The sequence below is a fragment of the Xenorhabdus eapokensis genome (genome assembly GCF_001908105.1).
This window is the reverse complement of the sequence record NZ_MKGQ01000009.1, coordinates 121,986-144,231: the sequence shown is the minus strand read 5'-3', so window position 1 is coordinate 144,231 and position 22,246 is coordinate 121,986. Positions and strand designations below refer to the sequence as shown.

The window sequence follows — 22,246 nt, the reverse complement described above, 5'->3', positions numbered from 1 at the left end:
TGTTAAAGAGCGTTGGCAACCGGACATCTCTTCCGGGTTGCGAGGCTGCGTATCTTACGCTTTTTGCCTCCGGAGTCAAGCGATTATTTTCGCCTTTCTCCGCTGCCGTCGCGGCGTGTCTCAGCACATCGTCGGTCAGTGGTGGCGCATTATAGGGAGCCTTCTAATTTAGGCAAGTCTTTTTTGTGATTTTTGATTTAAACGCTCACAATTTAATCCAAAAGGTTATTTTTGCCTATTTTTTATTGCATTTGGCAAGTCTGACAAGCTACTAACCACCAAATCCGCAGCTTGTTCTGCTTCTTCTGTTATCGGTTTTCCTGTACGAACGAGAACCTTGGTTCCGACTTTCGCAGCCTTGGCTGCCAACATATCTTCTATTTTGTCTCCTACCATATAAGAAGAGGACATATCGATATGTAATGCTTTCTGTGCATCTAACAACATACCTGGTCGTGGCTTACGACAGTCACAGCTCTTCTTATATTTTTCATCCTCCGCTTCAGGATGATGCGGACAATAATAGATGCCATCAAGATCAACACCTCTATCCGCCAATGACCAATCCATCCATTCTGTTAATTGCATAAATTGATCTTCAGTAAAAATCTTACGTGCAATACCTGACTGATTGGTAACCAAAACCAGAGCGTAGCCCATTTTTTTCAACTCAAGCATGGCTTCAATAGCACCATCAATAAATTGAAAATTATCTATCTCATGTACATAACCATGATCGATGTTAATCGTGCCGTCACGATCTAAAAATACGGCGGGAATACCTTGAGTCACCTGATTACTCCAAGAATGTACCAAGTGGACAGTATCGCATGATTTATTACTGATTGAGAATGCAGCATTTAATTTATTCCTAGTTGACTTAGACGTCTAGACGCCTTAACATCCACTTTAATTCATGACTTGTTGAAATGTTCTCAAGTCATTCATCTTTACATCTAATAAGAAAAAAATGATAAGACTGACTAAGATAAATAAGATATTTCAACAAGGAACGCGCACGATAAAAGCGCTTTCAGATATCAACTTACATGTCCCACAAGGACAAATATATGGTGTTATTGGTTCTTCCGGTGCAGGTAAAAGTACTTTAATTCGCTGTGTGAATATGCTTGAACGACCGACTTCTGGTCAGGTATTAGTCGCAGGGCAGGATCTCACTTCTCTTTCAGAACGTGAGCTAACGCATGCACGTCGTCACATTGGCATGATTTTCCAGCATTTTAATTTATTGTCATCCAGAACCGTGTTTGACAACATCGCGTTACCTTTGGAACTTAATAACACACCAAAAGCCGAAATAAAGGCCAAGGTTAACGAATTACTAGAGTTAGTTGGCCTTGCTGAAAAACATGATGCTTATCCGGCCAATTTATCGGGTGGTCAAAAGCAGCGTGTTGCTATTGCGCGCGCTCTGGCAAATTCGCCCAAAGTGCTTTTGTGTGACGAAGCCACCAGCGCTCTGGATCCAGCAACAACGCGTTCTATTCTGGAATTATTAAAAGACATTAACCGTCGACTGGGTTTGACCATTCTTCTCATTACCCATGAAATGGATGTCGTGAAGCGTATTTGTGATCAAGTTGCCGTCATCAGTGGTGGTCAATTGATCGAACAGGATGTTGTGAGCGAAATATTTTCGCATCCCAAAACACCGGTTGCCCAAGAATTTATCAAATCTACGTTGCATTTGGATATTCCTGAGGATTACTTGCAGAAGTTGCAGCCGGAATTTGCCCCTGATCGCAGTCCATTATTGAAGCTGGAATTCACAGGTAAATCAGTTGATGCGCCTGTAATCTCGATAGCCGTTCGCCGCTTTAATATCGATATCAGTATATTAAGTTCCCAAATTGACTATGCCGGTGGTGTTAAATTTGGGGTTATGCTGGCTGAATTAGATGGGGAAAGTGATAGCATCAAATCAACGATTGCATTTTTAGAAGAGCATCATGTGAAAGTAGAGGTTCTCGGTTATGTCTGAAGGAATGATTTTATTATTGGTTAAAGGAGTCTGGGAAACCCTCGTTATGACTTTCGTCTCTGGTTTCTTTGGCTTTGTTATTGGCTTGCCAGCGGGTGTGCTGCTATATGTTACTCGCCCTGGGCAAATAATTGAAAATGGTACGCTTTATCGCATACTTTCTGCATTGGTAAATATTACGCGTTCAATACCTTTTATTATTTTGTTGGTATGGATGATCCCATTTACCCGCCTGATTGTAGGAACATCAATCGGTTTGCAGGCAGCTATTGTTCCGCTGACCGTAGGAGCGGCTCCATTTATTGCCCGCATGGTAGAAAATGCCTTGTTGGAAATTCCGACAGGCTTAATTGAAGCAGCACGTGCAATGGGAGCCACACCGTTTCAAATTGTCAAAAAGATCTTATTGCCGGAAGCACTGCCAAGTTTGATTAATGCTGCAACCATCACTTTAATTACATTGGTTGGCTATTCTGCAATGGGTGGCGCTGTTGGTGCCGGTGGCTTGGGTCAGATTGGTTATCAATATGGCTATATTGGCTACGATGCGACAGTGATGAATACCGTATTAGCATTATTGGTTGTTTTAGTGTTCTTGATTCAGCTCAGCGGTGATCGGTTAGTGAAATCCATTAATCGTAAATAAATTATTTCAACAAGATGACAAGGCTTATACCTATACCCAACAAATTTCAAGTTGCAGCCAGCAAAGCAGCAACTTGAAAGATGAAGGGAATAAGAGCCTCATTATAGTAGTACGCAGTAACTTGATAAGACAGGTTATAAATCAGTATTCAATAGGGGTGAAAATATGTCAGTAAAATTGAAATCCATTGCTACAATCGGTGCATTATTAGGTACATTAATTCTTGCTGGTTGTGGACAGGAACAACGTGATCCAAACCATATCAAAGTTGGTGTTATTGCCGGACCTGAGCTTAAAGTTGCTGAAGTGGCTAAACAAGTGGCTAAAGATAAATATGGCCTTGATGTTGAGCTGACTACATTCAATGATTACGTTCTGCCAAATGAGTCACTGAGTAAGGGCGATATTGATGTGAATGTCTTCCAGCATAAGCCTTTCTTAGATCAACAAGTGAAAGAACGTAACTACAAATTGGCAATTGTTGGTAACTCTTTCATTTTCCCAATGGCGGCCTACTCCAAAAAAATTAAGTCACTGGATGAATTGCAAGATGGTTCTCAAATTGCCATTCCCAACGATCCGACTAACCAGGGTCGCGCTCTGCTGTTATTACAAAAACAAGGTCTTCTCACTCTGAAAGAGGGCGTTGGGCTACTGCCAACTATTTTGGATATTACCGGCAATCCTAAAAACTTGGATATCGTACAGTTGGAAGGGCCACAATTGCCACGTTCACTGGACGACCAAAAGATTGTTTTCGCTATTATCAATAACACTTATGCGGGACAGATTGGTTTAACACCAGAGCAAGATGGGATCTTTGTTGAAGATAAAGATTCTCCTTACGTCAATATTATTGTCAGCCGCGAAGACAATAAAGATGCGGAAAATGTACAAAAATTTGTGAAAGCGTACCAATCTCCAGAAGTAGTAAAAGAAGCCAATGAAGTCTTCAAGGGTAGTGCAGTAAAAGGCTGGTAATCTTTCTTATTCAGGAAATCAAGATTAAAATCATAGGGTGGGTATTTTTATATCCACCCATTTTTATTAAAAAAATATGAGGATTCAACTCGATGCGTGTGTTACCTATCTGTTTCGTCGCGCTCTTTATAGCCGGTTGTACTTCATTACCAACCCAGTCCAATAAATCTGGTGTGTCAGATCCGAAGTTGAAACATCAGTCAATCAAGAAAAGTAAGACGCCTTCTTATGTCCGTCTATATACTAAGCCAGATGAACTTTTAAGTTTATCATTTAAAGAGTTAGGTATTGTAGCCGGAGAATCCTGCCGTAATACGCGGCAAGACTCTCCCGCCAGTATTGCAACTGCACGGCAAAATATGCTAACAAAAGCATCTTATCTAAACGCAAACGCGGTTTTACTTCATCAATGTGCGATCTTACCTGGTCAAGGCTGCTACCAGATCGCCATTTGCGAAGGAACTGCATTACTGACAACCACTAAATAATTGTGTCTGAATTATTATAAAAAAACGCTCATGGCAGATTTTCATTTTACACCAATAGGAACCATTCATTCTCCCTATAAAGAGAAATTTGCCATTCCCCGTCAACCGGGTTTGGTTGAAGATGGTACAGGGCAGCTAGAATTACTTGCGCCTTACAATCAGGTTGATGCAGTACGCGGGCTGGAGCAGTTCAGTCACTTGTGGATTATTTTTGTCTTCCATCAAACCATGAATAGTGGCTGGAATCCATTAGTGCGCCCACCCCGTTTGGGAGGAAATGCCAAAATGGGGGTTTTTGCCACCCGTTCAACCTTCCGTCCTAACCCAATTGGCATGTCATTGGTGGAATTGAGAGATATTCAATACGAGAACAACCGCGTCATTCTGGAACTTGGTAGCCTGGATTTGGTAGAGGGTACACCGGTTATCGACATCAAGCCTTACCTGCCTTTTGCCGAATCACGTCCAGAAGCCAAGGCGGGTTTCGCCCAGGCAGCACCAGAAGCAGATATGGCAGTTAATTTCTCACCAGAAGCAGAATGCCAACTTTTATCCCACCAAACCCATTATCCGCACTTAAGGCGCTTTATCAGCCAAGTATTGGCGCAAGATCCTCGTCCTGCCTACCGTAAAAAAGCGCAGGAAGACCGCCTATATGCCGCTCATATCTTGGATTTTAACGTCCGCTGGCGAGTTTTTAATGCCATAACAGAAGTGGTTTCTATCGAACACCATTAAAACTCCTTTTGACATCGCAAGCTCACTGGTAGACTAGCTATTTGTCTTTACTTTTCGCTATCCAATGGAAACTTACTATGCGTACTAGCCAATATCTGCTCTCTACTTTAAAAGAGACACCTGCTGATGCAGAAGTCGTCAGTCATAAACTGATGCTTCGTGCTGGAATGATCCGTAAACTCGCTTCAGGCCTGTACAACTGGATGCCGACTGGTGTTCGTGTATTGAGAAAAGTTGAAAACATTGTTCGTGAAGAGATGAATAATGCGGGAGCGGTTGAAGTTTCCATGCCAGTAGTTCAGCCAGCAGATTTATGGCAGGAAAGTGGCCGTTGGGAACAATATGGCCCAGAATTGCTGCGTTTTGTTGATCGCGGTGAACGCCCTTTCGTTTTGGGACCAACCCATGAAGAAGTGATTACTGATCTGGTTCGTAACGAGGTTACTTCCTATAAGCAGCTTCCACTGAACTTGTTCCAAATTCAGACCAAATTCCGTGATGAAGTTCGCCCACGCTTTGGTGTTATGCGCTCACGTGAATTTATCATGAAAGATGCATACTCTTTCCACACCAGCCAGGAATCCCTGCAAGAGACTTACGATAAGATGTACGATGCCTACAGTAAGATTTTTACCCGCATCGGCTTAGATTTCCGCGCAGTTCTGGCTGATACCGGTTCAATCGGTGGCAATGCTTCCCATGAATTCCAGGTTCTGGCAGAGAGCGGTGAAGATGATATCGTTTTCTCTACCGAGTCTAACTATGCGGCCAATATTGAGTTGGCAGAAGCTGTGATGCCCTCTCAGGAGAGAGCGGCTCCGTCTGAAGAGATGCGTCTGGTCGATACCCCAAATGCCAAAACGATTGCTGAGCTGGTCGAACAATTTAATCTGCCAATTGAAAAAACCGTTAAGACTCTGCTCGTTCACGCCGCAGAAGAAAGCGGACATAAACTCATTGCCTTGCTGGTACGTGGTGATCATGAATTAAATGAGATCAAAGCAGAAAAATTGCCTGTGGTAGCCAGCCCGCTGACTTTCGCTACCGAAGAAGAAATCCGTGCCATCGTAAAAGCAGGCCCTGGATCTTTAGGTCCGGTCAACCTGCCGATGCCTGTCATTATTGACCGCAGCGTATCTGTCATGAGTGATTTTGGTGCCGGCGCCAATATTGATGACAAACACTATTTCGGCATTAACTGGGAGCGTGATTTACCATTACCAGAAGTGGCTGATATCCGTAATGTCGTTGAAGGTGACACTAGCCCTGACGGTAAAGGAACGCTGTTAATCAAGCGTGGTATTGAAGTGGGTCATATCTTCCAATTAGGCACCAAGTACTCTGATGCCCTGAAAGCCACTGTACAAAATGAAGATGGACACAATCAAATTATCACTATGGGGTGCTATGGTATTGGGGTCACTCGTATCGTTGCAGCAGCCATTGAGCAGAACCACGATGACCGTGGTATTATCTGGCCAGATGCTATCGCTCCATTCCAGGTGGCTATTCTGCCAATGAACATGCACAAATCTTACCGTGTGAAAGAAGTCGCTGAAAAATTATATGCAGACTTACGTGCCAGCGGCATTGATGCTATTTTCGATGATCGTAAAGAACGCCCTGGTGTTATGTTTGCTGATATGGAACTGATCGGTGTACCACATACTCTGGTGATCGGTGATCGTAACTTAGATAACGGTGAGATCGAATATAAATGCCGCCGCACCGGCGATAAGCAAATGCTGAAATTGGAAGATATTGTTGATTACCTGAAAGGTCATATTCAACAAGCCTGATTTTGCATAACAGCATCAGCTAAGATAAAGAAAACCTGCGTATTTATTTCGCAGGTTTTTCAATACATTAGGGGAAATTATACGTTATTTTCTAACGTTGCAAGAAGAGGTTTTATCAAAATGAATTTTACCTGTTTGAACAACTGCATAATCAAACAGCCCATCTTCCATTGAAGGACGAACCGTATAATAGCCTTCTATTTCCACATAAACAGGCGTTCCACCTTCTACTCCCACAGCACTGTAACCACGTTCTAAATCGATATTTTCCGCAGCATCATAACGTCTTCCAGTACCACATTCCGTAAAGAGAGCGGAATCCGCAAAATAGCTGTATTCTCCTGCCAGCTTTTTCGGTTTGACTTTATCTAATTCATAATTGAAACTTGATTCAATTGGATCGCCGTTGATATCCAACAAACCCAAGTTTTCGCCTTTCATCAGATAATAAGATTTTTTGCCATCCTGATCACTTAAGACAATCTTTTTACCGTTTATCACCCAATGACCGGTTTCAAAGAACGTATTTTCCTCATGCTTAGCTTCCAAATAGGTTTGCCCCAATATATATGTCCCATCTTTAGCAAGTTGTAAGGTAGTCTCGATACCTGCACAATCTGCACAAGGTACAATCCCACTAAACACTTTCTCTGTTGACTGATACTTTTCCTGAGATACAGGACTCTCCTGGGTTACGGAAGTATTCTGACATCCCGCAGCGGTGAATACACCAGCGACCAACAATGCAAGCAATATTTTTTTATTCATTATTTAATCCAATAAATTCAAAAGATAAACATTTAATTGCAAGTAAAGCATAAGCGTTACATAACAAGATTGACATTACTCTACTGGATTGCGAAATGCACGGAGAGAGCAATCAAATAATCACGGGAAGCTTACTGTGCTATAGTCGTAAGTAGCATTTTGCATTTGATTTGGGTCAATCACGGGCGGCACGATAACCGCCACTAACATGTGGTGAGCAAAATAGTGGTGAGCAAATATGTCTATAGATAACGAAGGATATCAACCAATTAACTGTGATGATTACGATAACCTTGAGCTAGCATGCCAACGCCAGCTACATTTGCATCTCCAATTGCGAGATGGTGAAACATTTGAAGGAAAAGCTAATAAGCTGATTTTAAGAAAAAAAATTGAATATCTTGTCATCGATTCAAATGAAGGAACCCGTGAATTAAGGTTAGATTACATTATCAGTTTCAGCAATCCAGAAATTGGCACAATTGTTATTGAACACTCTTAAATCTGATCACTAATAACGATTAGGATCTGCTTCCAAAAGTCCTTATATAAGATAAGGACTTTTTATGTGAAAAGGAATTTCCATAGACCAATCAGTAACGTTTATCACCACGTGACTAACCATGCCATTAAATATGAAGTGCCATTTTCTTCCACTGTACTGAAATTCCTTCGTCATCAGGCAAATTTTGCCCTTCTTTAGTGATGAAAACCCCCAGCGCGGCAATCAGTTTTTCATTGTAATAGAGCAAAGGTGTTCTCTCCCTAAGCCAAGGTGCAACCCCAAATTCTTGCCACAGTTTTTTACTGTGACGAGAATGTTGCCGTCCCACAATGCTAATATTACCCTGAGCACTATTACCCTGAAAACCAAAACGAATTGTCACTTGCTCATTGCTGGTTGGTTTTCTCACTGTAATACCATTTTCTTTAGCGCAAAACAGCGTTCCCAACCCATCCGGTAACGTCAATGCCTGTTGTAAATCCCATTCAAGAATCGTTCCTGCCAGCTTCTGGTATTGGGGAAGTAGCCAAAGTTGCTGCCGATAACGACGAATATCAGAGTGCCCTAACCTAAAGCGCGGCTCCGCATCTTGTCTGGCAAGTGCTACTTCTGACCAAATTCGTTGAAGCTGCTCGCGTGCCGGCATTTTTACACCACACTGATTGAGCCATCGCCGCAACAACGCATTTCGTTTTGCTTCAGAACAGTGTTCCAAAGGAGGGATAGAGATTGAACCTTCCGCGGTAATCAGTGAATCCAAAGATTCTTGCAGCAACTCATCCAACAATTGTTCTTGCTCGCCACACAAGCTGGCACTGCGGGAAACCGCTTGCGGAAAATGAGGCCAACGCTGGTGGAGTAACGGCATAATATTCAGTCGCAAGAAATTGCGGTCATAACGATCATCTTGATTACTGTCATCCTCCACCCATTGTAATTTTTGTGTCTGTGCATACTCTTCCAATTCTGCACGACTTACATTTAGCAATGGACGAATCAATGTCGTTCCCGCAAATGGCATTCTGGCAGGCATGGAAGATAATCCCGCCGGACCACTGCCCCGTTTCAATGCTAATAAAAACGTTTCTGCCTGATCATCAAGATGCTGTGCCGTGATTAAAACTTCATCCTGCTGTAGCTCACATTGGAGTGCGTGATAACGCGCATTTCGCGCCGCAGCTTCGATCCCATTCTGGCGAGTATTAAGCTGGACTTTTTCGGTTCGGAAATTCACCTGCCAGTCAGCACAAACCTGACGACAATGTTCGACCCATAAATCCGCCTTGAGGTTTAAGCCATGATGAATATGGATTGCCCTTAATGCCATTCGTTCGCTACTCAATTGATGAGATTGGGTTCGCAAACGAACAAGTAAATGCAGCAATACGGTAGAATCCAACCCACCGCTAAATCCGACCAAAATCTTTTTATGCTGACCAATTTGTTCTGCCAATGTCATAAGCAAAAGATCATGAATATTTGCCATTATGGAGCCAAACCTTTCTTCATTTTGCCTGATCAATCCTCAATCAGATCATCCATCAATGCATTTTGTGCGGAAGTCTTTCTGTTAGCACTGATGCAGAGTAATCCAGAAATAATAACCAACACTAACCCAATCACATAAGCAGGGACAAACGCATCACCAAAAAACAGGATAATCCACATCATCGACAAGACGGGCGATAAAAATAAGATTGAGGCAACCTTATGGGAATCAGAACCATTCATGGCCTTAAACCAAATAATATAAGAAACCCCATTCAATATGATGCCGTTAAGTAATGTTGGCACCAGTGAATCACCAACAGGCAAGTTAATACGGCTGAAAGCAAACATAAATATCGCGGAGACTAAGGTAGAACAGAGGAATACCCAGAATGTACTAATATAGGGATCAATAGCAAACTGCCTCGATAATACCGACATTAATGCAAAACAAAATGATCCGCTAAATACCAGCAACAAAGCCTCAGGATGCGCCACCGCAATCTCGGTAATATTTCCTTTCGTGAAAGTGATCACCACAGCCATAAAGCCCATCGCAATGCCAATCATTTGCTTGATCGTCAATTTTTCTTTAAACAGGAAAAAAGACAACCCAATAATCATTAACGGCCAGCTATATTGGATTACCAACACGGCAACACCATTTTCAATGGAATAGCCATAGTAAAGCAGTAAATAGAAGAAACAATCTAAAGCACCTAAGATCAAAACCTTAAGCATAACGGGCAAAGGAATGAATAAAATGCCCTTCCAACTTCTTCCCATCATGAGGGCAACAACAAATACCGCTAAAACAGACAAAATATTTGACCAGAATAAATATTGGAAGTGATCCATCTCTTTCTGACCAAAACGCGATATAGCAGGAATAAAGCTCCAGATAAACACGCAAGAAAACGCATAAATAATATATTTAGATTTGGCCATAGAAAAACTCAACTTATTTTTAAGCCCAGCCCACAAGGCACCTATTCCATCCCAATGTCATTGGGCATGATAATATTAGATTATATATGCCGTAATGATTTCGCCCTGACAAACAGCAAAACAGGTGGAAATACCAGAGAATTATCACTCCTTAGTATTTCCACCCGCGATTAGCGATTAAAAACTGTCAGATCTTAGCAATAACCGTATTGCATTAAACGCTCATAACGACGGTTGACTAATTCTTCACTGTCCAGTTCGCTCAATTCAGAAAGATCAGCCAACAGTTGAGTCTTCAATGTTTCAGCGATTTCTTCATAGTGACGGTGCGCTCCGCCCAATGGCTCAGGAATGACAGTATCAATCAGATTCAATTCTTTCAGACGTGGTGCGGTATTCCCCATTGCTTCAGCCGCCAATGGTGCTTTTTCAGCGCTTTTCCACAAAATGGAAGCACAGCCTTCAGGAGAGATAGTAGAGAAGGTGCTGTATTGCAACATGTTGATTTTATCACCAACACTAAGCGCCAACGCTCCACCAGAACCGCCTTCACCAATCACTGTACAGATGATAGGTACAGAAAGATGAGACATTTCACGCAGGTTACGTGCAATAGCTTCTGACTGACCACGCTCTTCTGCACCAACCCCAGGATATGCACCAGGAGTATCAATGAAAGTAATGATTGGCAATTTGAAACGTTCGGCGGTTTCCATCAATCTCAGCGCCTTACGATAACCTTCTGGTGATGGCATACCAAAATTGCGGCGGATTTTTTCTTTGGTTTCACGCCCTTTCTGGTGACCTATCACCATGACAGGACGGCCATCAATACGCGCTAACCCGCCCACAATAGCCTTGTCATCAGCATAGGCACGATCACCCGCTAACTCTTCAAAGTCAGTAAATATACGCTGAATATAATCCAATGTATAAGGACGCAGTGGATGGCGTGATAGCTGGGAAATTTGCCATGCCCCTAAATCAGCGAAAATTTTGCGAGTCAGCTCCAGGCTTTTTTCCCTCAGACGCTGGACTTCTTCATCCAGATTGATATCTAGCTTTTCATCTTGACGGCTAACTGCGGTAAGCGAATCAATTTTCGCTTCCAGCTCGGCAATTGGCTGTTCAAAATCCAGAAAATTCAGACTCATAATGTTCCTATTCTAGTCAAATTCTAATTCTACCTGCTCATTACCCAGCAGAGTTCGCAGATCGGTCAAAAGGGTGTCTGTTGGCGTTCCCCGCCATGTCGCCCCGAATCGTAAACGGGCGCGGGCATCTACCCGCTGATAATAAAGATGAACCGGTATCGTACCTGAACGGTGTGGCTCCAATGCACCACGAAGACGGCTCAATAATTGTTCATCAATTTGCCTGTCTGATAATGAGATAGCAAGCCCACGTGCAAATTTTTCACGTGCCTCACTGATATCCATTAATTCACGAACTGTCATTTTAAGCCCACCGCTAAAGTCATCAAAGCTGACTTGTCCGGTAGCAATCAAAATTTTGTCCTGCTCCAATAAATGTTGATATCTTTCCAACGCATCAGAAAACAACATGATCTCCAGACGTCCTGAACGATCATCTAATGTACTGATACCAATCCGGTTTCCCCGTTTGGTCGTCACTATTTTGGAAGCTAATACCAAACCTACCACAGTTGTTACCTGACCACGAGGTGTCGGGTTCACATCTTTTAGACGTAATCCATTGGTATACCGTTCAATCTCTTTCAAATAACCTGTGATTGGGTGTCCAGTTAAGTACAAGCCCAACGTTTCCCGCTCACCATCCAATACCACCTGATCTGGCCATTTGGGCGTGCTGGCATACGAACGCTCAACTTGTTCTGGTTCTTCCGCCAATACGCCAAACATATCGGTTTGCCCCGTGGCTTCGGCTTTGGCATGTTGATCCGCGGCTTTCAATGCCTCTTCCAGGGAAGACATCAGTGCCGCACGATGTGGCCCCAGCCGATCAAAAGCACCAGACATGATCAGTTTTTCCATCACACGCCGGTTTATTTTTTTGATATCAACACGTGCACACAGGTCGAATAGCTCTTTGAAATGTCCCCCTTTCTGGCGGGCTTCAATAATCGCTTCAATCGGACCTTCACCCACACCTTTAATCGCACCAATGCCGTAAACAATTTCTCCATCATTATTGACATGGAAATGATACAAACCGCTATTAATATCAGGGGGAAGAACTTTCAGCCCCATGCGCCAGCACTCATCCACCAGCCCAACGACTTTTTCGGTGTTATCCATATCCGCCGTCATCACGGCAGCCATAAATTCTGCCGGATAGTGCGCTTTCAACCACAACGTTTGGTAAGAAACCAGCGCATAAGCTGCGGAGTGAGATTTGTTAAAGCCATAACCCGCGAATTTCTCCACCAAATCGAAGATTTTCATGGCGAGCGTACCATCAACGCCCTGTTTTACCGCCCCCTCTTCAAATACTGACCGCTGTTTAGCCATCTCCTCTGGTTTTTTCTTACCCATTGCACGGCGCAACATATCTGCCCCGCCAAGGGTATAACCGGCTAAAACCTGCGCAATCTGCATCACCTGTTCCTGATACAGAATGATACCGTAAGTTGGCTCCAATACGGGTTTTAAGGATTCATGCTGCCATTCAACATCAGGATAGGAGAGCTCTTCCCGTCCATGTTTACGGTCGATAAAGTTATCTACCATGCCTGATTGCAACGGCCCCGGACGGAACAGTGCCACCAGTGCGATCATGTCTTCAAAACAGTCAGGGCGCAGACGTTTGATTAAATCCTTCATTCCGCGCGATTCAAGCTGGAACACTGCCGTGGTTTCAGAACGTTGCAGCATATCGAAACTGTTCTGGTCATCCAGCGGGATAGCGGTGATATCAATCGGTTCCAGCGCCTTCCTGGCGCGGCGTGCATTCACCATCTCAAGTGCCCAGTTGATGATGGTCAAGGTTCTCAGACCAAGGAAGTCAAACTTAACCAGGCCTGCATATTCCACATCATTTTTATCAAACTGGGTAACCGGGTTTTGCCCTTCAGGATCACAATAAATCGGGGCAAAGTCAGTAATTTTGGTTGGTGCAATAACAACACCACCAGCATGTTTACCTGCGTTACGAGTGACACCTTCCAGTTTGCGCGCCATATCTATCAGCGCCTTAACCTCTTCATCCGCTTCGTAAATTTCAGGTAGTTGTGGCTCGGCGGCAAACGCTTTTTCCAGCGTCATACCCGGATCAGGAGGCACCAGTTTGGAGATTCGATCCACAAACCCATAGGGGTGCCCAAGTACACGCCCAACATCGCGGATAACCGCTTTCGCCGCCATCGTACCAAACGTGATGATTTGCGATACCGCATCTCGTCCATACATATCGGCCACGTGCTCGATAACCTGATCACGTTTTTCCATACAGAAATCGACGTCAAAGTCGGGCATGGAAACACGTTCAGGGTTAAGGAAACGTTCAAACAGCAGATCGAATTCCAGCGGATCGAGATCAGTAATTTTTAATGCATAAGCCACAAGGGAGCCAGCACCAGAACCTCGTCCCGGACCAACAGGAACACCGTTATCTTTTGACCATTGGATAAATTCCATCACGATCAGGAAGTAACCAGGGAATCCCATCTGGTTGATAACGTTCAGCTCAATATCGAGGCGTTCATCATATTCTGGACGTTTCTGCGCCCTGAGTTGCGGATCGGGATAGAGAAACTCCAGACGTTCTTCCAACCCTTGCCTGGATTTTTCAATGAGAAAATCTTCAGTGCTCATTTCTCCCGTCGGAAATTGCGGCAGGAAATATTCACCAAGACGGATCGTGACATTACAGCGTTTAGCAATTTCGACGCTATTTTGTAGTGCTTCAGGAATATCTGAGAAAAGCTCGCACATCTCCTGTTCACTGCGCAGATATTGCTGAGGGCTGTAATTTTTAGGGCGTTTTGGATCAGACAGTGTATAACCATCGTGGATGGCAACCCGGATCTCGTGAGCTTCGAAGTCCTCACTTTCAAGAAAACAAACGTCATTGGTTGCCACAACGGGAAGATTTTTTTCTGACGCCAACGCCACAGCCGCATGAAGATAGTTTTCTTCATCCTGACGTCCGGTACGGATCAACTCAAGGTAATAGCTGTCAGGAAAATGCTCCTGATAAAAATCGAGGCATTGCTCTACCATCGCACGATTGCCACGCAGCAGGAATTTACCTACTTCACCCATGCGCCCACCCGACAATAGGATCAACCCGGTTTTGTATTTGACCAGCCATTCCCGCTTGATAGTGGGGCCAATTGCATTATAACCTTTTTGGTAAGCCTCAGAGATCAGCAAGGTCAGGTTTTGATAACCTTCATTATTACGGGCAAGGATCGTCAGATGGGCATATTCATCCCCCAACAAATCACTTTCCACATAAAAATCTGCACCAATAATTGGCTTGATACCGGCATCGTGGGCACTGCCATAGAACTTCACCAATCCACACAAGTTGGTAAAATCCGTGATCGCAAAAGCTGGCATCCCCAATTTGGCGACTTTTTTCACCAATGAGCCGGTCTTAGCCAAGCCATCAATCATTGAATAATCACTGTGAACACGTAAGTGTACAAAACGTGGTTCTGTCATAATCTGTCCAGATACTTATCCCAGATTTTATCCAAGACCTAGCGCCCGTTTAACTGGCGCAAAACTCTTACGATGATGCTCCGTCGCGCCCAAAGAAGCCAATTTTTCCAGATGGAGGGCTGTAGGATAACCTTTATGTTTCGCAAATCCGTAGTCAGGGAACTGTTTATCCAGTTCTGCCATTTCCCTGTCACGTGTTACTTTGGCAAGAATAGAGGCGGCGCTTATTTCTGCAACCAGACTATCGCCCTTAACGACGGCTTGAGCTGGCATGGCTAATGCCGGACAGCGATTGCCATCAATCAGAACATAATCCGGTCGGAGTGCTAACCCCTGAACGGCTCTTTGCATAGCCAGCATTGTGGCATGAAGGATGTTAAGTTGATCAATCTCTTCCGGCTCTGCACGACCCAGGCTCCAACACAAGGCTTTTTCTTTTATTTCCCAATACAGTACCTCACGGCGTTTTTCCGTCAGTTTTTTCGAATCCATCAAGCCTGCAATGGGTTTAGTCGGATCAAGAATAACCGCCGCAGTCACTACAGCCCCTACCAATGGGCCACGCCCAACTTCATCAACACCGGCAATCAAATTCGCCTGTGGATAAACAAAATCCATTATCTTCTCGCTAATTCCAGAACGGCTTGTGCAGCTTGTTCATCGGCATCACAGCGAATGCTTTCATGCAAATGCAAGAACGTTTGTTTCAACGCTTCCACATCTGCACCACCTTGCAAAAGAGGTAACAATGCCTCTGATAACGCTTGTGGTTCGCATTCATTCTGTAGTAATTCTTTGACTAATTTCTTGCCTGCCAGCAAATTAGGCAAGGAAACATAAGGTGTCTTCACCAGACGTTTTGCCAACCAGAATGTAAAAGGTTTCATTCTATAACCCACCACCATTGGGCATTTGGCCAACATACATTCCAATGCAGCCGTACCGGATGCCAGTAAAGCAGCATCACTGGCAATCATGGCTTCACGCGCTTTACCATCCAATAAATGGAGCAATAAATCTGGTGCAATCTCGTTTTTAATGCGCTGAAACTGTTCACGCCGTTTGGCATTAACCAAAGGAACCAATACATGCAAGTCGGGGAATTTCTCCCGCAATAATTGTGCGGTTTTTAAGAAGTCCGCACTTAGCATCTCTACTTCAGCATGACGGCTACCCGGCAATATCGCCAGACAATGAGCAGCTAATGGAATATCCAAAATTTTTCTGGCGGCTGCTTTATCGGTGTGCAAAGGCATCGCATCTGCCATTGTGTGACCAATAAATCGACATGGAACGTTAAATCGATCATAAAAGGCTTTTTCGAAAGGTAAAAATGCTAATACCAAATCCGTTGCCCGACCAATTTTAAATACACGTTTCTGACGCCATGCCCATACCGATGGGCTGACATAATGGATTGTCTTAATTCCTTGCTGTTTAAGCCTGCCTTCCAAAGTAAGGTTAAAGTCAGGCGCATCAATGCCAATGAACACATCAGGCTTCAACGCGGTAAAACGTGCGGTTAAGTCTTTGCGTATTTTCAGCAAACGGGGTAAACGACCCAGAACCTCAACGATCCCCATGACTGCCAGCTCTTCCATCTCATACCAGGCTTCACAACCTTCTGCCTGCATAAGAGGGCCAGCAACTCCCACAAAGCGGGCGTGCGGAATTTTTGCTTTCAATGCGCGAATCAGCCCTGCCCCAAGGATATCACCAGATGTTTCTCCGGCGACTAAACCAATTGTCAGCGGGCGCTGATTATCAACAGAAGAAAAGGTAGTCAAAGGAGTATCCTTCATCTACTTATTAACGAATAATGCCACGGCTGGATTTTGCGGAATTTTCCAGAAAATCACTGAATGCTTTCACATGCGGGTTGTTTTCTGCCTGGAGATCAATTTCTTGTCTGGCTTCTTCCAATGTTTTTCCGCTGCGATAAAGCGCCTTATAGGCATTACGGATCGCATGCAGCGATTCTTTGTCAAACCCACGACGCTTCAGGCCTTCGATATTCAATCCGAAAGGTGTCGCATGGTTCCCTTGTGCAATGACGTAAGGAGGGACATCCTGAGCAACGCCGGAACAACCACCGACCATCACGTGAGAACCTATTTGACAGAATTGATGCACGGCTGTCATTCCACCAATAATGACGTAATCACCCAGAATAACATGCCCGCCTAATGTACCATTGTTCGCAATGATACAACGATCACCAACGATACAGTCATGGGCAATATGGGCGTTAATCATCAACAGGTTGTCACTGCCAACTTTAGTCACGCCGCCACCCTGAACAGTGCCTCTGTGGATAGAAACATTTTCACGGATACGATTACGGTCACCAATTTCAACGCGGGTAGGTTCACCCTGATATTTGAGATCCTGATTGACTTCACCGATGGAAGCAAATTGGTAAATCTGGTTATCACGGCCAATCTTGGTTATCCCATTAACTACAACATGGGATTTCAATTCAGTCCCTTCACCAATCTCAACTTGGGCACCGATATAACAAAATGGGCCAATGCGAACATTGGCACCAATTACAGCACCCTCTTCAACAATGGAAGAGGGATGGATAACAGCAGTCTGATCAATCATGGATTAAGCCTCACGACGGCGAGCACACATCATTTCAGCTTCGCAAGCCACTTCTCCATCGACTTTCGCTACGCCCCTGAAACGCGCAACTCCGCGACGTTCTTTAATAAATTCTACTTCCATGATCATTTGATCACCTGGCAGAACCGGACGCTTGAAGCGAGCGCCATCAATCGCTGCAAAGTAATACAATTCACCTGGCTCCAGTGATCCAACACTCTTGAACGCCAGAATGCCGGTAGCTTGAGCCATTGCTTCGAGGATCAAGACACCTGGGAAAATAGGCTTACCAGGGAAATGTCCCTGAAAGAATGGTTCATTAAATGATACATTCTTGACTGCGCGCAAAAATTTACCTTCCTCAAAATCTAAGACACGATCTACCAACAAAAATGGGTAGCGGTGAGGCAGTAAATCTAAAATCTCTTCAATTTGCAGAGTATGATTATCACTCATCTAAATACTCTTCCTGTCATATAAGAATCATAATATTAACGACACGGCCTGCGTTAACTCCAAATTCAGAGTTATCAGGCAGGCCGCAAAAATAAAAAGCACAACCAAAAATGCTCATTAAAAACGCTTAATCAAAAATGTCTATCCAAGATGCGGGTATGATTACTCGTTTTCACCTTCCAGTTGGCGTTCAACTGACTTCAAACGCTTATTCATCTCATTGATGTTCATGATTAAAGCAGCAGTCTTGCGCCAAACTCTGTTCGGTTGTGACGGGAACCCCGACGAGTATACACCTGGCTCTGTAACTGAACGTATCACCATGCTCATACCCGTCACGGTCACTTTGTCACAGATTTCCATGTGCCCATTGATGACACTGGCTCCACCAATCATACAATAACGGCCAATTTTCAAACTGCCCGCCATAATGACACCACCAGCCACCGCGGTGTTATCGCCAATTGTCACGTTGTGGGCAATTTGACATTGATTGTCTATGATAACACCATTACCGATGACTGTGTTATCCAATGCGCCGCGATCAATTGTCGTACTAGCGCCGATTTCAACGCGATCTCCGATGATCACGGTGCCTAACTGTGGGATTTTAACCCAATTTCCACGCTCATTGGCATAACCAAAACCATCAGAACCTATAACAGCCCCTGATTGGATCAAACACAGCTCACCCATTTCAACATTATGGTATACCGATACATTAGCCCAAAGACGGGTTCCTGCACCGATCCGCGCATTTTTTCCAATAAAACAACCCGCACCAACGATAACATTATCACCTAGCATAACGCCGGATTCGATCACCGCATTAGCACCCACCGCCACATTTTTGCCCAGTACCGCCTCAGGGGAGATCACTGCTGATGGGTGAATATCCTGTGCAGGTTTCGGTGTTGTATCCATAATTTGCGCCATGCGTGCATAGGCCAGATAAGGATCATTAACAACCAACGCGGCAACTTTGCAGTGAGGTAGGTCTGCTTCACGCAGCACAACAGCCGCAGCCTGACAGGTAGCAAGTTTGTCAGTATAACGACTGTCGGATAAAAATGTAATTTGCTCGTTATTTGCTGAATACATCGGTGCAATACCGGTGATGACGATATCGCCATCACCACGCAATTGCGCATTCAACTGCTGAGCGAGATCAGCCAATCGAATTGAAACCATCTACTTACTTAACCTGTTTCAGTACTTCTGCAGTGATATCTTTACCAGACGCAGAATACACTGCGGTACTCGCATCCAGAACAAGATCGTAACCTTCTTTGCCGGCAACTACTTTAACTGCATCCTGAATACGATTCAGAATTTTATTGCGCTCTTCCATCTGACGATGGCGGTTGTCGTTTTCAAAGCTTTGCGCTTTCTGAGCAAAGTCATCACGTTTCGCCATCACTTCTTTTTCCAATTTTTCGCGTTCGCTGGCTTTCATGGTTGAGCCATCACGCTGTAATTTTTGGATTTTAGTTTGCAGATCAGATTCCATACGCTGTAATTCGGTTGCGCGGCCTTTAAACTCATTTTCCAACTGTTTTGCCACAGCTTCACGGGCAGGTAATTGTTGGAAAACTTCAGCAACATTCACTAAAGCAATTTTATCTGCCGCCTGCACACCCGCAGAGAACGCTAATGCCAGACCCAAACTTGCTGCACACAATATTTTCTTCACTATAAACTCCTTTGACCTACGCTATTTTTACCTATTAATAATAGGGCGGTTTTTACCAAAAATGATTAATAATTACCAAACTCCGCCAATATTGAACTGGAACTGCTCTGCTCTGTCACCTTCATATTTCTTAATTGGCTGCGCATAAGAGAAACTCAATGGCCCTAATGGTGACACCCATTGCAAAGCAATACCGGCCGAAACCCTGATGTTATTTGGCTTACTATAGTCTGGCACCCCAGCGTAAGTCTTATCCCAATTGGTATCCCACACGGTTCCCGCATCCACAAATAACGAAGTCCGCAAGGAGTTAGTATATTTAGCATCCAGGAACGGGGTCGGGGTAATCAGTTCGAAACTAGCAACCGCCGTCGCGTTACCTCCCACGGCATCACGGGATGGGCTATTATTCACTGGCTTACCACTTTCATCTAAATAAACTGCTTTCGGACCGATATTATTCGACCGGAAGCCGCGAACACTGCTGGAACCACCGGCATAGAAGTTTTCATAGAATGGCATTTCCTTACCCCCAAAACCACCGCCATATCCCAGACGTGTGCGTCCCATCAGCACCCATGAGCGATTATCATCCAGTGGGTAGTAAGCTGCTGAACTCCAGGTGACTTTATAGAACTGGTTATCTGAACCAGGAATGGTCACTTTCGCATCCAGAGATGATTTCAAGCCAGATGTTGGGAAGAAACCGCGGTCAAGATTGTTATAAACCCACCCCATAGTGACGGTGAAATCATTAGTGTCAAACTGCGCCTTGTCTTTAAAATTTGGATGCTGACCCATTTTATTCCAATAACGCCACATAGCGCGCTGTGGTCGCATGTTAGACAGAGAGTTATGGATATAACCCAGTCTAAACGACAGGCCATTATTTTCATTCAATGGGAAACCGAGCGTTCCCTCAGTACCGTAAGCTTTATTGGTGTAATTCGAAAGATCGGCATCATCGGCGCGGAAATCGTTATAGAACAAACGCCCCCCCAAACTTACACCATCGACAGTGAAGTAAGGGTTAGTCATAGATAAATCGGCCGATGTTGAATAGTCATTTTTACTGGCGTTGATGCTCACGGCGTTCCCCGTTCCCAGCCAGTTGGCTTGTTGCAGTCCAATCTGGAAACCCATGCCGCTTTCTGTGCCGAAACTCACACCAAAGTTCATAGAACCCGTATTGCGTTCTTTGACTTTGTAAACCACGTCTACCTGATCTGAACTGTCCGGTACACGTTCCGTTTCCACATCAACAGAGTCAAAATACCCTAATCGATTTAGCCGTTCTTTACCCTGTTCAACCAAATCACTTCCCAGCCAAGAACCTTCCATTTGACGCATTTCACGACGTAATACGGAATCTTTACTCACATCGTTGCCTGAAAAACGAATTTTACGCACGTAGAAGCGATTGCCAGCATCAACATTCACATCCAGCTTAACCGTCTTATCGGTGTCATTGATTTCAGGTTGTGTCATTACACGGGGATAGGCATAACCGTGGCGACCAAGCAGGTTTTTGATGGCAGTTTCCATCTTGGTCACTTCTGCACCGTTATACAGCGAACCTGGTTCGATTTTAGTCAACTCTTCGATTTGGGACTGGTAACCCGCTAAATTACCATTCAAATCAACACCTGTGATTTTGTATTGATCGCCTTCTTTGATATTGACAGTGATATAAATACCTTTCTTGTCTGGCGTCAGGTTAACCTGAGTCGAGTCAATATTGAAACGCGCATAACCTCGGTCAAGATAAAAACTGCGCAAGGTTTCAAGGTCACCTGCCAATTTTTGTTTCTGGTATTTCTGATCTGCCGTCATGTTCCACCAGGGAACATCATCCCTAAGTTGGAACTGATTAAGCAGCTCATTGGTTGAGAAGGCTTTATTGCCAACAATATTAATTTGTTGGATCTTGGCAGAAACCCCTTCAGAGAAAACGAGCTTCAAATCAACACGGTTGCGGGGCAGTGGTGTGACAACAGCTTTTACTGTCGCGTTGTATTTACCGACACTGTAATAGAAATCTTCCAGCCCCTTCTCAATATTAGACAGCATAGTGCGGTCAAGGGCTTCACCAACACGAACACGAGAGGCTTCAAGGTTTTGCTTGAGCATGTCATCTTTCACCGATTTGTTACCGGTGAAAGTAATACTGGCGATGGTTGGTCGTTCTTTTACCTGAACAACAAGTGAATTGCCATCGCGTAAGACACGAACATCTTCAAAGTTTCCAGTTGCGAACAATGAATGAATCATGCGGCTAATATCTTCATCACTAACCGTATCACCCACTCGAACTGGCATGTTCAGTAATGCTGCACCAACGGTGACGCGTTGAAGACCCTCAAAGTGAATGTCCTGAACCACGAATCCGTCTGAACCGTATGCAGTGGCGCTGCCGAACAGCAGCGACGCTATGAGCAACTTTTTCATCGCCATCGTTGTTATGCGTTTTCCTAACCG

General features: G+C 44.3%; 20 protein-coding genes. 7 read left to right on the top strand and 13 right to left on the bottom strand.

Annotated elements, in window-relative coordinates:
- Positions 1–225: 225 nt before the first annotated feature.
- Positions 226–792, bottom strand: a complete 567-nt coding sequence (gene gmhB / locus Xedl_RS08945; protein ID WP_074023465.1) for a D-glycero-beta-D-manno-heptose 1,7-bisphosphate 7-phosphatase — start codon at positions 790–792, stop codon at positions 226–228.
- 178 nt (positions 793–970) lie between these two features.
- Here gmhB and metN point away from each other — a divergent pair, with 178 nt between their 5' ends.
- From metN to proS, 6 genes are all read left to right on the top strand, one after another.
- A complete protein-coding gene (gene metN / locus Xedl_RS08940; RefSeq protein ID WP_074023464.1) occupies positions 971–2,002 on the top strand; it encodes a methionine ABC transporter ATP-binding protein MetN in 1,032 nt (343 codons plus the stop codon).
- A complete protein-coding gene (locus tag Xedl_RS08935) occupies positions 1,995–2,648 on the top strand; it encodes a methionine ABC transporter permease MetI (protein WP_074023463.1) in 654 nt (217 codons plus the stop codon). The genes metN and Xedl_RS08935 overlap by 8 nt, the downstream gene beginning before the upstream one ends.
- 165 nt (positions 2,649–2,813) lie before the next feature.
- On the top strand, positions 2,814–3,629 hold the full coding sequence (locus Xedl_RS08930) for a MetQ/NlpA family lipoprotein (RefSeq protein WP_074023462.1): 816 nt from the start codon (positions 2,814–2,816) through the stop codon (positions 3,627–3,629).
- Positions 3,630–3,721: 92 nt separating this feature from the next.
- Positions 3,722–4,117: an Rcs stress response system protein RcsF gene (gene rcsF / locus Xedl_RS08925; protein WP_074023461.1), complete on the top strand. Its 396-nt coding sequence runs from the start codon at positions 3,722–3,724 to the stop codon at positions 4,115–4,117.
- 30 nt (positions 4,118–4,147) lie between these two features.
- Complete coding sequence (gene tsaA / locus Xedl_RS08920; protein WP_074023473.1) at positions 4,148–4,855, top strand: tRNA (N6-threonylcarbamoyladenosine(37)-N6)-methyltransferase TrmO; 708 nt, start codon at positions 4,148–4,150, stop codon at positions 4,853–4,855.
- A gap of 77 nt (positions 4,856–4,932) precedes the next feature.
- Entirely contained in the window at positions 4,933–6,654 is a 1,722-nt protein-coding gene (gene proS, locus Xedl_RS08915; protein WP_074023460.1) for a proline--tRNA ligase, read from the top strand.
- Positions 6,655–6,738: 84 nt separating this feature from the next.
- On the opposite strand, the gene nlpE is transcribed toward proS, so the two are convergent.
- Positions 6,739–7,422, bottom strand: coding sequence for an envelope stress response activation lipoprotein NlpE (nlpE, locus tag Xedl_RS08910; RefSeq protein ID WP_074023459.1), 684 nt, complete (start codon positions 7,420–7,422; stop codon positions 6,739–6,741).
- A gap of 238 nt (positions 7,423–7,660) precedes the next feature.
- Between nlpE and rof the strand changes: the two genes are divergently transcribed.
- Positions 7,661–7,924 (top strand): Rho-binding antiterminator, encoded by a 264-nt coding sequence (rof, locus tag Xedl_RS08905; protein WP_074023458.1) that lies wholly within the window; start codon positions 7,661–7,663, stop codon positions 7,922–7,924.
- A gap of 127 nt (positions 7,925–8,051) precedes the next feature.
- Here rof and tilS read toward each other — a convergent pair whose 3' ends face one another.
- The 11 genes from tilS to bamA all read right to left on the bottom strand — a co-directional run bounded on the left by tilS (position 8,052) and on the right by bamA (position 22,222).
- Positions 8,052–9,413, bottom strand: coding sequence for a tRNA lysidine(34) synthetase TilS (tilS, locus tag Xedl_RS08900; protein ID WP_074023457.1), 1,362 nt, complete (start codon positions 9,411–9,413; stop codon positions 8,052–8,054).
- Between the two features lie 32 nt (positions 9,414–9,445).
- Entirely contained in the window at positions 9,446–10,363 is a 918-nt protein-coding gene (locus tag Xedl_RS08895; protein WP_074023456.1) for a DMT family transporter, read from the bottom strand.
- 194 nt (positions 10,364–10,557) lie between these two features.
- Positions 10,558–11,517, bottom strand: coding sequence for an acetyl-CoA carboxylase carboxyl transferase subunit alpha (gene accA, locus Xedl_RS08890; RefSeq protein ID WP_074023455.1), 960 nt, complete (start codon positions 11,515–11,517; stop codon positions 10,558–10,560).
- Positions 11,518–11,529: 12 nt separating this feature from the next.
- Entirely contained in the window at positions 11,530–15,012 is a 3,483-nt protein-coding gene (gene dnaE, locus Xedl_RS08885; RefSeq protein ID WP_074023454.1) for a DNA polymerase III subunit alpha, read from the bottom strand.
- A gap of 27 nt (positions 15,013–15,039) precedes the next feature.
- Positions 15,040–15,630 carry a ribonuclease HII gene (rnhB, locus tag Xedl_RS08880; protein WP_074023453.1) on the bottom strand — a complete coding sequence of 197 codons (591 nt, stop codon included), beginning with the start codon at positions 15,628–15,630 and terminating at the stop codon, positions 15,040–15,042.
- Entirely contained in the window at positions 15,630–16,814 is a 1,185-nt protein-coding gene (gene lpxB, locus Xedl_RS08875; RefSeq protein WP_074023452.1) for a lipid-A-disaccharide synthase, read from the bottom strand. The genes rnhB and lpxB overlap by 1 nt, the downstream gene beginning before the upstream one ends.
- Before the next feature lie 7 nt (positions 16,815–16,821).
- Positions 16,822–17,619, bottom strand: a complete 798-nt coding sequence (gene lpxA / locus Xedl_RS08870; RefSeq protein ID WP_074023451.1) for an acyl-ACP--UDP-N-acetylglucosamine O-acyltransferase — start codon at positions 17,617–17,619, stop codon at positions 16,822–16,824.
- Between the two features lie 3 nt (positions 17,620–17,622).
- Positions 17,623–18,075: a 3-hydroxyacyl-ACP dehydratase FabZ gene (fabZ, locus tag Xedl_RS08865; RefSeq protein ID WP_045972492.1), complete on the bottom strand. Its 453-nt coding sequence runs from the start codon at positions 18,073–18,075 to the stop codon at positions 17,623–17,625.
- 162 nt (positions 18,076–18,237) lie between these two features.
- On the bottom strand, positions 18,238–19,266 hold the full coding sequence (gene lpxD / locus Xedl_RS08860) for a UDP-3-O-(3-hydroxymyristoyl)glucosamine N-acyltransferase (RefSeq protein WP_074023450.1): 1,029 nt from the start codon (positions 19,264–19,266) through the stop codon (positions 18,238–18,240).
- Between the two features lie 4 nt (positions 19,267–19,270).
- The gene (skp, locus tag Xedl_RS08855) at positions 19,271–19,768 is read right to left on the bottom strand and encodes a molecular chaperone Skp (protein ID WP_074023449.1); all 498 of its coding nucleotides are present in this window, start codon (positions 19,766–19,768) and stop codon (positions 19,271–19,273) included.
- 72 nt (positions 19,769–19,840) lie between these two features.
- Complete coding sequence (bamA, locus tag Xedl_RS08850) at positions 19,841–22,222, bottom strand: outer membrane protein assembly factor BamA (RefSeq protein ID WP_074023448.1); 2,382 nt, start codon at positions 22,220–22,222, stop codon at positions 19,841–19,843.
- Positions 22,223–22,246 lie beyond the last annotated feature (24 nt).

Coding starts and splice junctions, on each gene's coding strand:
- proS (WP_074023460.1), top strand. CDS start 4,933: ATGCGTACTAGCCAATATCTGCTCTCTACTTTAAAAGAGACACCTGCT.
- lpxD (WP_074023450.1), bottom strand. CDS start 19,266: ATGGTTTCAATTCGATTGGCTGATCTCGCTCAGCAGTTGAATGCGCAA.
- lpxB (WP_074023452.1), bottom strand. CDS start 16,814: ATGAAGGATACTCCTTTGACTACCTTTTCTTCTGTTGATAATCAGCGC.
- bamA (WP_074023448.1), bottom strand. CDS start 22,222: ATGGCGATGAAAAAGTTGCTCATAGCGTCGCTGCTGTTCGGCAGCGCC.
- tilS (WP_074023457.1), bottom strand. CDS start 9,413: ATGGCAAATATTCATGATCTTTTGCTTATGACATTGGCAGAACAAATT.
- lpxA (WP_074023451.1), bottom strand. CDS start 17,619: ATGATTGATCAGACTGCTGTTATCCATCCCTCTTCCATTGTTGAAGAG.
- rcsF (WP_074023461.1), top strand. CDS start 3,722: ATGCGTGTGTTACCTATCTGTTTCGTCGCGCTCTTTATAGCCGGTTGT.
- nlpE (WP_074023459.1), bottom strand. CDS start 7,422: ATGAATAAAAAAATATTGCTTGCATTGTTGGTCGCTGGTGTATTCACC.
- rnhB (WP_074023453.1), bottom strand. CDS start 15,630: ATGGATTTTGTTTATCCACAGGCGAATTTGATTGCCGGTGTTGATGAA.
- rof (WP_074023458.1), top strand. CDS start 7,661: ATGTCTATAGATAACGAAGGATATCAACCAATTAACTGTGATGATTAC.
- dnaE (WP_074023454.1), bottom strand. CDS start 15,012: ATGACAGAACCACGTTTTGTACACTTACGTGTTCACAGTGATTATTCA.
- Xedl_RS08895 (WP_074023456.1), bottom strand. CDS start 10,363: ATGGCCAAATCTAAATATATTATTTATGCGTTTTCTTGCGTGTTTATC.
- metN (WP_074023464.1), top strand. CDS start 971: ATGATAAGACTGACTAAGATAAATAAGATATTTCAACAAGGAACGCGC.
- Xedl_RS08935 (WP_074023463.1), top strand. CDS start 1,995: ATGTCTGAAGGAATGATTTTATTATTGGTTAAAGGAGTCTGGGAAACC.
- fabZ (WP_045972492.1), bottom strand. CDS start 18,075: ATGAGTGATAATCATACTCTGCAAATTGAAGAGATTTTAGATTTACTG.
- Xedl_RS08930 (WP_074023462.1), top strand. CDS start 2,814: ATGTCAGTAAAATTGAAATCCATTGCTACAATCGGTGCATTATTAGGT.
- accA (WP_074023455.1), bottom strand. CDS start 11,517: ATGAGTCTGAATTTTCTGGATTTTGAACAGCCAATTGCCGAGCTGGAA.
- tsaA (WP_074023473.1), top strand. CDS start 4,148: ATGGCAGATTTTCATTTTACACCAATAGGAACCATTCATTCTCCCTAT.